At 59.8% G+C, this 10,968-nt stretch carries 10 protein-coding genes; 9 read left to right on the top strand and 1 reads right to left on the bottom strand.

Translation table 11 applies throughout. The features are described 5' to 3' along the window. Positions 1-97: 97 nt before the first annotated feature. The 3 genes from EC919_RS19630 (at position 98) to EC919_RS19640 (ending at position 4,529) form a co-directional block, all read left to right on the top strand. Positions 98-1,483: an MFS transporter gene (locus EC919_RS19630; RefSeq protein ID WP_133776035.1), complete on the top strand. Its 1,386-nt coding sequence runs from the start codon at positions 98-100 to the stop codon at positions 1,481-1,483. A gap of 1,353 nt (positions 1,484-2,836) precedes the next feature. Further along, the gene (locus tag EC919_RS19635) at positions 2,837-3,589 is read left to right on the top strand and encodes a maleate cis-trans isomerase family protein (protein ID WP_133776036.1); all 753 of its coding nucleotides are present in this window, start codon (positions 2,837-2,839) and stop codon (positions 3,587-3,589) included. Between the two features lie 58 nt (positions 3,590-3,647). Further along, on the top strand, positions 3,648-4,529 hold the full coding sequence (locus EC919_RS19640; protein ID WP_133776037.1) for a LysR family transcriptional regulator: 882 nt from the start codon (positions 3,648-3,650) through the stop codon (positions 4,527-4,529). 74 nt (positions 4,530-4,603) lie between these two features. Here EC919_RS19640 and EC919_RS19645 read toward each other — a convergent pair whose 3' ends face one another. After that, positions 4,604-5,842 carry an MFS transporter gene (locus EC919_RS19645; protein WP_208295000.1) on the bottom strand — a complete coding sequence of 413 codons (1,239 nt, stop codon included), beginning with the start codon at positions 5,840-5,842 and terminating at the stop codon, positions 4,604-4,606. Positions 5,843-5,922: 80 nt separating this feature from the next. On the opposite strand from EC919_RS19645, the gene EC919_RS19650 reads away from it, so the two are divergent. The 6 genes from EC919_RS19650 (at position 5,923) to EC919_RS19670 (ending at position 10,881) form a co-directional block, all read left to right on the top strand. Next, complete coding sequence (locus EC919_RS19650; protein WP_208295001.1) at positions 5,923-6,822, top strand: LysR family transcriptional regulator; 900 nt, start codon at positions 5,923-5,925, stop codon at positions 6,820-6,822. A 30-nt stretch (positions 6,823-6,852) separates the two neighbouring features. After that, entirely contained in the window at positions 6,853-7,293 is a 441-nt protein-coding gene (locus tag EC919_RS19655; RefSeq protein ID WP_279587567.1) for a LysE family translocator, read from the top strand. Beyond that, positions 7,220-7,471 carry a LysE family transporter gene (locus EC919_RS27595; protein WP_279587568.1) on the top strand — a complete coding sequence of 84 codons (252 nt, stop codon included), beginning with the start codon at positions 7,220-7,222 and terminating at the stop codon, positions 7,469-7,471. Before EC919_RS19655 ends, EC919_RS27595 begins: the two co-directional genes overlap by 74 nt. Before the next feature lie 196 nt (positions 7,472-7,667). Next, positions 7,668-8,363, top strand: a complete 696-nt coding sequence (locus EC919_RS19660) for a DUF6933 domain-containing protein (RefSeq protein WP_133776038.1) — start codon at positions 7,668-7,670, stop codon at positions 8,361-8,363. 107 nt (positions 8,364-8,470) lie between these two features. Continuing rightward, complete coding sequence (locus tag EC919_RS19665) at positions 8,471-9,529, top strand: ADP-ribosylglycohydrolase family protein (protein ID WP_133776039.1); 1,059 nt, start codon at positions 8,471-8,473, stop codon at positions 9,527-9,529. A 269-nt stretch (positions 9,530-9,798) separates the two neighbouring features. Next, positions 9,799-10,881, top strand: coding sequence for an endonuclease NucS domain-containing protein (locus EC919_RS19670; RefSeq protein WP_133776040.1), 1,083 nt, complete (start codon positions 9,799-9,801; stop codon positions 10,879-10,881). Positions 10,882-10,968: the final 87 nt, after the last annotated feature.

Consider the following 10,968-nt stretch of genomic DNA (forward strand, 5'->3'; position numbering starts at 1 on the left):
ATTATCCTAATCAATGCTGTTGTCAGTAACATCGGCCCGTGTTTCGACCCTCACATAACAACAATACGGGCGCCTCCGAGTGCCTGGAGGTCCCACCATGGAAACCGTTTTCCAGCGCCTGCCCGAGTCCTCGGGTCCCGGGCACGCCAGCTTTGAAGACCGCACCTACCGCAAAGTCATCCTGCGCATCCTTCCCGTCCTGCTCCTGTGTTACATGGCGGCGTACCTCGACCGCGTGAACATCGGCTTCGCCAAGCTGGACATGCTCAACGACCTGCAATTCAGCAACACCATCTATGCCCTCGGCGCGAGCATGTTCTTCTGGGGCTATTTCCTCTTCGAAGTCCCCAGTAACCTCCTGCTGCATCGCTTCGGCGCGCGGTTCTGGATCGCCCGGATCATGCTCACCTGGGCCATCGTGTCCATGGCCGTCGCGTTTACCGTGCCACTGGCGAAGTTTTTCCACATCGAGTCGGAAACCATGTTCTACGTGCTGCGCTTTTTGCTCGGCATCTGTGAGGCAGGCTTCTTTCCCGGCGTCATCCTTTACCTCAACTACTGGTTTCCTACCCGTCGGCAGAGCCGGGTGATGGCAGGTTTCCTCATGGCAATGCCGATCAGTCTGACGCTGGGCGGTGTGATTTCCGGCTGGTTGATGACTCGAATGCAGGGCGTCAACGGCATGGCCGGCTGGCAGTGGCTGCTGATCATCGAAGGCCTCCCTTCGGTGGTGATGGCCTTCGTGGTGCTGGCGTTCATGGCCAATAACATCGACGCGGCCAAATGGCTGTCGTCCCAGGAAAAGGCCATGCTCAAGGCCAACCTGGAGACCGACAGTAAAGGCAAGGCGACCAACCTGCGCGAGGTTTTTTTCAACGGACGCGTATGGCTGCTGGTGCTGATCCTGCTGACGTTCAACACCGGGTTCTACGGGCTGGCGTTCTGGATGCCGTCGATCATCAAAAGCGCCGGTGTTTCCAACCCGATGGACATTGGTTTGCTGACGGCCATTCCCTATGGGATCGCTGTGATCGCCATGACCCTCAACGCGCGGCACTCCAACAAGACCGGCGAACGCCGTTGGCACGCCGCAATTCCGGCGATCATCGGCGGTATCGGCTTGATCCTCAGCGCCTACTTCGCCAGCAACGTGGTGCTGTCGATCATCTTCCTCAGCGTGTCCGCCTCCGGCGTGCTGAGCCTGATGCCAATCTACTGGACCCTGCCGGGCACCGTGCTGTCCGGTGTTGCGGCCGCTGCGGGGATCGGCATGATCAACGCCATCGGCAACCTGTCAGGCTTCACGGGCTCGATGATCACCGCTGTTGCCGAGAACCTAACGGGCAATATCAATAATGGCACCTACGTGCTGGGCGCCTGTTTGTTCATCAGCGCCGGACTGATTCTGTCGATTCCGCGGGCGATGCTGGGCAATCACAAGGCCGAAGCGCCTGGGCGAGGCGAGGTGCTTTCTCACGCGTAATGGGGACAGAGCGGACACCGTTTTCCCTGTAAGAACCGGCTTGCTGGCGAACGTGTCCTGTCAGTTGATGGAAAAGTGGCTGACCCACCGTGTTCGCGGGCAAGCGCGCTCCTACAGGTGATTTGCGCCGTCCGTTAATCTGCGTTGGTGTTAGTAATCCGCGTTGGATGACCACCCCGCAGTGTGAAATCGCAGGTGAAATGGCATGGATCGCGGTCTGCCTCTGCACGAAGGGCGAAATGGCATGTATCGCGGTCTGCCTCTGCGCTAAGGGCGAAATGGCATGTATCGCGGTCTGCCTCTGCCCGAAGGGCGTAGGAGCGCGCTTGCCCGCGATCTGGCGCGCAGCGGCAGTAGAGCGGTGAATGCGGTGTGTCAGCGAGAACAACGTGCGGCGACAGCGCAAGATTTGCGCTCGCGGCAAATGCAAATCCGTGGGAGCCGGCTTGCTGGCGAACGCGTCCTGTCAGTTGATGGAGAGGTGACTGACCCACCGCGTTCGCGGGCAAGCGCGCTCCTACAGTTGGTTTGCGCCGTCCGTTAATCTGCGTTCGTCTTGGTAATCCGCGTTGGATGACCACCCCGCAGTGCGAAATCGCAGGTGAATTGGGCTGGATCGCGGTCTGCCTCTGCCCGCAGGGCGTAGGAGCGCGCTTGCCCGCGATCTGGCGCGAAGCGGCAGTAAACCGGCGAATGCGGTGTGTCAGAGAGAACAACGTGCGGCGACAGCGCAAGATTTGCGCTCGCGGCAAATGCAAATCCGTAGGAGCCGGCTTGCTGGCGACGCGACCTGTCAGTTGACGGAGAGGTGACTGACAGGACGCGTTCGCGGGCAAGCGCGCTCCTACAGTGGATTTGCGCCGTCCGTTAATCTGCGTGCCCGATGGTAATCCGCGTTGGATGACCATCCTGCAGATGTGAAATTACAGGTGAAAGCATGGATCGCAGTCTGCCTCTGCCCGCAGGGCGTAGGAGCGCGCTTGCCCGCGATCTGGCGCGCAGCGGCAGTAGACCGGTGAATGCGGTGTGTCAGCGAGAACAACGTCGGTGCCAGGCGCCAGATTTGCGCATCGCGGCAAATGCATATCCGTAGGAGCCGGCTTGCTGGCGAACGCGACCTGTCAGTTGATGTAAAAGTAGCTGACCCACCGCATTCGCCAGCAAGCCGGCTCCTACAGGTTGGTCGAGTTCACTTTGATGAGGCGGTGTCGGATCGAGCAATGATCCTCCCCTTTTCTAACCGCCATCGCCAGCCGCGATGGCAGGCTCGCCATTCCCTGATATACGCAGCTCTCGGTCACTCCTAGCATCGGTCGCACATGACCTCGCCGTCGGCGAAATGGAGAAGACCCTGTGAGAAATTTCCGGATTGGCCAGATCGTCCCCAGCTCCAACACCACCATGGAAACCGAGATCCCGGCGATGCTCACGTCGCGGTATTCCTTGTTCCCGGACGAGCGCTTCACCTTCCATTCCTCCCGCATGCGCATGATGAAAGTCAGCCCCGAAGAATTGAAGAAAATGGACATCGACAGCGACCGTTGCGCGCTGGAACTGAGCGATGCGCGGGTCGATGTCATGGCGTACGCCTGCTTGGTGGCAATCATGTGTCAGGGCGCCGGCTACCACAAAGTGTCCCAGGAACGCCTGAGCAAGACGGTCGCCAGCAACGCCTCCGACGCCCCCGTGCTCAGCTCGGCCGGCGCGTTGATCGACAGCCTCCACATGCTCGACTACAAGAAAGTATCGATCATCACGCCCTACATGAAGCCACTCACCCAACAGGTCATCGACTACATCGAAGCGGCCGGCATCGAGGTGGTGGACGCCATCAGCCTGGAAGTCTCCGACAACCTGCAAGTCGGGCGCCTTGACCCGATGGATCTGGTTGCCCACGCCGACCGGCTCAACATCGGTCAAGCCGACGGCGTGGTGCTGTCGTGTTGCGTACAAATGCCGTCGCTGCCCGCCATCCAGGTCGTACAGGATCGACTGGATAAACCGGTGCTGTCTGCGTCCGTGGCGACGGTTTATCAAATGCTCAAAACCCTCGGCCTCAAAGCCCAGGTTCCCAACGCCGGCCATCTGTTGTCGGGCGCGTTCTGAGGCGATGTCTGACGGGGTACTATGGCGGCCATTCAGGCCAGCACGCCCGGTACCCCATATGAAACTCGACCCCGTTTCGCTGCGCCTCTTCGTCAGCGTCGTCGAAGAAGGCACCATTGCTGCCGCCGCCAAGCGCGAACACATCGCGGCGGCGGCCGTCAGCAAACGGCTCAGCGAACTGGAAGAACTGCTCGACTCGCGATTGCTCAACCGCACCAACAAAGGCATCACCCCAACCGACGCCGGCCTGTCACTGTTGTTCATGGCCCGCAGCGCGCTGAACACCCTCAACGACATCGTCTTGCAGATGCGCGACTACTCCAACGGCACGCGCGGCTCGGTGCACGTGCTGGCGAACATCTCCGCGATCACCCAATTCATGCCCGGCTTGATCAAGTCATTCATGGCGCTTTACCCGCTGATCAACATCATCCTTGAAGAACAGCAAAGCCTGGCGATCACCAAAGCCGTCGCCGAAAACCGCGCCGAGATCGGCATCTTCACGCGCCTGCCCCATGGCGCCGACATCGAAGTCTTCCCATTCCGCACCGATCGCCTGGTGTTGATCATGCCCAACGATCACCCGCTGGCAGGCCGCGAGTCAGTGCGCTTCAGCGACACCCTCGACCACGAATACGTGGCCCTGCGCAGCGGCACCCACTTGAATTTTCAGTTAATCAAAGCCGCGAACGACCTCGGTCGCTCCCTCAGAATCCGCATGGAAGTCGCCAGCTACGACGCTCTGAGCCTGATGGTTCAAGCGGGCGTCGGCATCGGCATCATGCCCGAGGGCAGCGCAGGGATTTACCGAATGGACGGTGCGAAAGTGGTTCAGCTGGAGGAGGAATGGGCCAGTCGCGAACTCAACGTCTGCGTGAGATCGCGGGAAGGATTGTCGGTCGCGGGGGCGTTGTTTTTGCGGCATGTGTTGGCGTGGTGAGGTGAACTAACGCCAATAAGGATGGGCTACGGAAGCGATTTAGGCCGCTCCCGTATAAAGGCCAGTTGTCTGGGTCAGGACTCCGATTTGGGCGCCAGGGCCGCAGCGATCAGGCACAGCACGGCGATGCCTCCCCACAATTGCGGCCAGGAGCAAACCCGCAGTAACCAGGGAATCAGCGCAGGCGTTGCAAAAGCGGCTGCAAATACGGCGGTGTTTTCGATCCCCAGTGCAGTGCCGACCCTCGACGCGCCGGCCATGACCGCGATTTCGGTGTAGGCCACGCCGTGCCAGGCCGAACCGAACACACCAGCGGCAATCAGCAACACCACGCTGAGCAGCGGGACGTTGATCGTCATGATATTGAGCTGCAACAGCAGCAGCGCCACCGCCGCCAGTACCGCGATGGCGCGCACGACAGTGCGACGATTTTTATGTTTGTCCGTCCAGCAGCCGCTCCACACGCGAGCGATAGCCCCAATGACCTGCACCGCGAAAATCACGGCTGAGGTGATCGCGATGCCGTACTTGTATTCGTTGATCAGGTAAATCGCCGAGAAGGTCAGGACGGCAAATTGCGGCACCGTCAACAGACCGCTGGCCACGAAAAGACGCCAGATGCTCCAGTCGCGCAACGTACTGCTCACCGGCCCGTTGCTACTCACTTTGGGCGCGGGTTGTACCGGCGCGGGCGTCAGCCAGGTCCAGGCGGCGCCGGCGGCGAGCAGGCTGGTCACCGCCAGCGTCGTGAAAACGCTGATGAACCCCATGTGCAGGGCAACCCACGGCAGGATCGCCGCACCGATGCCGCCGCCGACCGGCACGGCGGTCTGACGAATGCTCATGGCAAAGCCGCGCTCACCGTCCTGAAACCAGGTCATGACAGCCTTGCCGCTTGAGCCATTGATGCTGCCGCCGAATATGCCGAGGGCGAGCAACCCTGCGCCGAGCAACATTACCCCGGGGATCGAGTCCGCACGCGGCGCACCAAACATGGCAAGCAAAGCGAAAATCAGACTGGTACTGAGCAAGCCTGTCAGCAGCACAAAGCGGTCACCGAGTTTGTCGGTCAGCAGGCCCCAGACAACCTCCGATGCAGCAATTCCCAGCGCGATCGCGCCGAGCACCAGGCCTAACTGATCCAGCGTAAGGCGGTAGGCCTCCTGCAACAGAGGGCCGGTGGCGGGGATCCCTTGAAAGCCCATGGAAAAACTGGCCTGCGCCGCCACGCCAACGGCGAGCACGATCCAGCGGTGGCGGTTGGCTTTGTCGGTGCCGCTGTGCATCCGGTCCAGCACTTTCACATTTCCCATCGCAACCCAATTCCATGTCCAGGCCCGGAGTCGGGCCACTGGCTACGAAGGGTGACGAGTACGTGGCTCGTTGTACATTTATGCTAGCCTATTTCAGACATAACCAACGGTTATCCTTAATGACACAGCATCTCGACCTCTCCACCGTGGAAGCATTCGTGCTTACCACGGATTTGCGCAGCTTTACCCAGGCTGCGGACGTGCTCGGGCTGACCCAGGCCGCGGTGAGCTTGAAGGTTTCGCGGCTCGAACGTGCGCTCAACCGACGCCTGCTGATCCGCACGCCCCGTTCGATACAGCTTTCCCCCGACGGCGAAGTTTTTCTGCCACGCGCCCGCACGCTGCTGGTCGCGCAGCAACTTGCTCTGGTTGAAGTGGCTCGTACGTCTCGTAGGTTGCGCCTGGGTATCAGTGACCATGTCGCCGGACCTGAACTGCCGAGCGTTCTGGAAAAAATAAAATCTTACGATCCGGGCCTGGCCATCAGCGTGAGGGTAGGGGCGTCGTCTGAGCTGTTGGCCGAATACGATCGTGAGGAAATCGACGTAGCTATCGTTCGCTCCGAGAAAAACCGCCGCGATGCCGAGCCGCTGTTTGAAGATCGCTATGGCTGGTTCGCGAGTTTGTCGATGCGTACGCGCGGCGAGCCCATGCCCCTCGTCACCGTCGACGACGCATGCGGGATACGCAGCATCGCAACCCGGCTGCTGGCTCAGGCCGGCATCGAGTGGTCAGACAGCTTCATTGGCGGTGGTGTCGCGACCGCGCTCTATGCCGCAGCCGCTGGTATCGGCGTCGCACCTTTGCCGGTGCGGCTGGCGTCGTCGCGACTGATTGATGTGGGCGAGGGCTTTCAACTGCCGCCCTTGCCGAACGTGGCGATGGTGATGTATTCGCGCCACATGGATGCCCACACCCGCGAAAGCCTGCGAATACTGGCGGGTGCCTTTCGAGGGATCAACCTGACCCATCTGGCGTGATTCGCCGCCTCCGATTACGAGGAACACATCATGGTTAATTGGCCCGCCGTAACAGCTGTCTTCTCGGTCTACTGCGCCGGCGTGATCATCCCCGGTCCCAACTTCGTGGCGGTCGCGCACAAAGCGGTTTCTGCGACAACGGCTCACGCACTGATGCTGGTGGCGGGCATCGTGGTGGTGAATCTGTTCTGGGCGACGTGCGCCATCCTGGGCATTGGCGCGGTTTTCTCGCTGCTGCCGTGGCTGGCGTTTGTCGTCAAATGCCTCGGCGCGGGTTACCTCATCTGGTTCGGAATGCGCTTGATATTTGCCTCCGGCAAACCTCCCACACTTAACGCCCGTCCCGGCCAGATGCCCAGCGCTGCGAAGCGCATTCAAACAGGGCGTCGCGACCAACATTGCCAACCCCAAGTCAGTTGCGTTTTACGCCGCAATCTTCTCCGCTGCCGCGCCGAGCCATGTCGAGTTTGAAACCTTCGCGGCGATGCTGGCGATGGTCGGCCTCGTTTCGTCGGCTTGGTATGCACTGATCGCTACCGCGCTGTCACGGCCGCGGATTGCCGGTGCGTATGCCAGCAAGAAGAAGGCGATTGATCGGGTGTGCGGGGCGGTGATTGTGATGCTTGGGGTTAGGCAGATGGGGCGGTGAGGGCGCGCTTACGGCCTTCCCGGCTAAAGCCAGTCCCACTGAATGCACGCGGTCAGTTAGTGGGACCGGCTTTAGCCGGGAAGGGGCCTGTCCAGACACTGAAAAGCTACCGGCAGCCGACTCGTCTTTTCCGCGTGTTGGCGCCTCGAGGCCAGCGTCGGTATCCTCGAGCATCGCCGAATGGACCCCCATCCCTATGCTGATTTTTGATTGCACCAAAGACGCTGCTGATTTTTTCTCGAAAAAAGCGAAGGGCAAAATCATCAGCGCTGTGAAGCCCTCTGCCGCTGCCCAATCGCTGGAAGCGGACAGCGCAGCCCACGAGCGAGTGGATCGCTGGCAACTGCACGTCGCCACATTCGGCAAGACCCATGTCCTGCTCGCCATGAAAGTCGACACGCGCTACGCGATGATGTTCGTCGGCCTGAAACGCAACGACATGAAGGGTTTTCTGGAGCAGTTCAACTCACGGTATCTCGCTGAACTGCTCGTGCTGGCGGTCAACGTACGCGGGGAAATGCCACCTCAGGCCGAGCTCCAGCGACACGTCGACGTGTGGGAAGAAAGCCTCCAGCCCGTACATTTTTTCAAGCGTAGCGACCGAAGCGTTCAGGCGCATATCAATGATGTGCTCTACATGGCTGCATACGATGCCTATGAAGGAGAAGGGCTGCCAGTTGAGGCGCCGGATCTCATCGCCTTCGGTGAGGTGCCCAACGGTATGTTCCGATCAATCAGGGGCGGGGATTACTTCATTCCCGCTGAGCTGGAGCTGAAGCAGGCGTTTCCGAGGTTCGGGATGGTGATGACCGACGTGGAGATTTCGGAGGGGTATAAGAGCTGGAGGTCGCGTCGACGTGAGCAAGATCTTGGGCCTGAATTTGAGGATTAACAAATAGAAGATCAGGACTTCGCGTGCAAAAAGAGCCTATGTTGAGCCACTTGAAAGAACGCTCGAATCGCTCCAAACCATGATGCAGCCAGTGTAAGGAAGCACAGATGAACAGACTTGAACGGATCAAAGGCTGCCTGCTCGGCGGCGCGGTGGGCGATGCGCTGGGTGCGCCGGTCGAGTTTCTCGACTGGAGTGCCATCCGCGCCACCTTCGGTGCGCGTGGCATTATCGATTTCGCCCCGGCTTACGGTCGCGTGGGCGCCATCACCGACGACACGCAAATGATGCTCTTCACCGCTGAAGGTCTGCTGCGCGCCTATGTGCGCGGCATCTCCCGCGGTATTTGCAACGTACCCGGCGTCATCCACCATGCGTTGCTGCGCTGGCTGATGACCCAGGACTACTCGCCTGCCACTTCCGTCGACGTTAGCGTCAACGGTTGGCTGGTGCAGGAGCGCGCGTTGTGGTCCCGTCGCGCGCCCGGCCAGACGTGTTTAAGCGCGCTGAAGGCCAGCTCGAGCTTGGGCTTTCTCGCCCAAAACAACAGCAAAGGCTGTGGCGCCGTCATGCGCGTCGCGCCGTGCGCATTCTTCCGCAATGCCTTCGACAACGCCGCTGAATCCGGCCGGCTGACCCACGGTCATCCAACGGGCTACATGGCCGCCGGGCTGTTCGCCGACATTCTCCAGCGCATCGTCGACGGCCAGGACCACCTCGAAGACGCCATTGCCAAAAGCCTGGCCGAGTACGGGGACAAACGCGGCATGGAGGAAACCCGAGCGATCGTCGAGCGCGTGCTCTTCTTTAGCTACGAAGGCCACCGCCCGACCCCCGAGCGCATCGACGAACTGGGCGGCGGATGGATTGCGGAAGAAGCTTTGGCGATTGGCATCTGGTGCGCACTCACTGCCAGATCGTTCGAAGACGGCGTGATCAATGCCGTGAACCACAGCGGGGACAGTGACAGCACCGGACTGATTGCCGGGCATCTGCTGGGTATTCAGCACGGCGTGGAAGCGATTCCTGATCGTTGGCTTGAACCGCTCGAGTTGCGTGGGGTGATTGAGGCGGTGGCGGAGGATATCGAGCGGGTGCCGAGGGATTATTCGGGGTATGGCGGGGAGTATGATGATGAGATTTGGGAGCGGTATCCGGGGGGTTGATGGGCTTGAGTGTTTCCAATTGAACGGGTCAGCTACGGCACGGCAATCAGTTTGGTCAGCGGCCTGCTGACCAAATGTGAGCGCTCTATAAGCCTCACACTCTATTGCTTGGCTTGCGGATTCCGAATGCTGTGCCCCGGTATCATGTGCTCGGCAGGGGACTGTTTTTTCAAACATGTATTGGCGGAATAAGGTCAATCGCCGGTACCCTCCGGAGCTCCTCAGTGAAGTAGCTCAAGCGTTTTTTTTCAATACGGAAGGATCTGACTTTGCCAATCAAAACGGATATTTGGACAGTAGATGCTGCGCCCATCAAGCTCGTACCGAGCCGATTGCCAAGTGAGCAGTTTCTCGAAGACATGATCGTGAATGCGCCGGACATTCTCTCGGACGAGTGGATGCTTATCGGACGACAAGAAAGCACGGGTATGGGCGGGCGAATCGACCTGCTTGCAGTGGCTCCCGACGGTGCGCTGGTGCTGATTGAGCTTAAACGGGATCGCACTCCGCGTGAGGTCGTTGCTCAAGCGATTGATTACGCGGTTTGGATTGAAAAACTACGCAGCGACGAAATCGAACTGATCTACAAACGTTTCCGGCCGGGACGCAGCTTGGGCGAAGACTTTCGTCAGCGATTTGGGCGCGTGCTGGGTGAAGGCGATCTGAACAACAGCCATCAGTTAATCATTGTCGCCACAGAACTGGATGCAAGCAGCGAGCGCATCGTTTCCTATCTAAGTGAGCGAGACATCCCGATCAACGTCTTGTGCTTTCAGATTTTTCAGGCTGGAGTACGTCAACTGCTCAGTCGATCGTGGCTGCTCGACCCTGCGCAAACTCAGGTCAATGCGGCATCAACGGGGGAGGCTCAAAACGAACCGTGGAATGGTGAGTTTTACTGCTCGTACGGGGTATCAACGGCGCGCTCGTGGGATGACGCTGTCGAATTCGGATTCATCTCTGGGGGCGGCGGAAGTTGGTACAGCAAAACCTTGCGGGTACTTGCTCCAGGCGACCGCGTTTGGGTGAACGTTCCGCAGCAAGGTTACGTCGGCGTATGTCGGGTCATCGCCGCCGCTGCGCCGGCCAGTGCGTTTACAGTCATGAGGGATGGCGTCGACGTCCCCGTACTGGAAGCGGCGACACGCGGCAGTTATCACGTTGAGTTTTTCGATGACCTGGAGCGGTGCGAATACTTCGTTGGCGTTGAATGGCTGCAGACGGTCCCGCTTTCGCAAGCAGTGCGAGAGGTTGGATTCTTTGGTAATCAGAACACGATCTGCCGTCCGAGTACGCCGAAGTGGCGTTGGACCGTAGAACGGTTAAAGGTGTTTTTCCCAAGGTTTGAGTGATGTTCCGGCAACAGCGTCGCTTATGGCGGGGTTGCCTCGCTCGCATCTATGTCACGCGATATCTTTCCCAAATGAGGGCGTCGAGGC

The sequence above is a fragment of the Pseudomonas graminis genome (assembly GCF_004364335.1).
In the GTDB taxonomy this organism is placed as follows: Bacteria; Pseudomonadota; Gammaproteobacteria; order Pseudomonadales; family Pseudomonadaceae; genus Aquipseudomonas; species Aquipseudomonas graminis_D.

Excerpts from the sequence above, each read along its gene's own strand:
- EC919_RS19630 (WP_133776035.1), top strand. The coding sequence starts at position 98 with ATGGAAACCGTTTTCCAGCGCCTGCCCGAGTCCTCGGGTCCCGGGCAC.
- EC919_RS19640 (WP_133776037.1), top strand. The coding sequence starts at position 3,648 with ATGAAACTCGACCCCGTTTCGCTGCGCCTCTTCGTCAGCGTCGTCGAA.
- EC919_RS19645 (WP_208295000.1), bottom strand. The coding sequence starts at position 5,842 with ATGGGAAATGTGAAAGTGCTGGACCGGATGCACAGCGGCACCGACAAA.
- EC919_RS19650 (WP_208295001.1), top strand. The coding sequence starts at position 5,923 with ATGCTAGCCTATTTCAGACATAACCAACGGTTATCCTTAATGACACAG.
- EC919_RS19655 (WP_279587567.1), top strand. The coding sequence starts at position 6,853 with ATGGTTAATTGGCCCGCCGTAACAGCTGTCTTCTCGGTCTACTGCGCC.
- EC919_RS19660 (WP_133776038.1), top strand. The coding sequence starts at position 7,668 with ATGCTGATTTTTGATTGCACCAAAGACGCTGCTGATTTTTTCTCGAAA.
- EC919_RS19665 (WP_133776039.1), top strand. The coding sequence starts at position 8,471 with ATGAACAGACTTGAACGGATCAAAGGCTGCCTGCTCGGCGGCGCGGTG.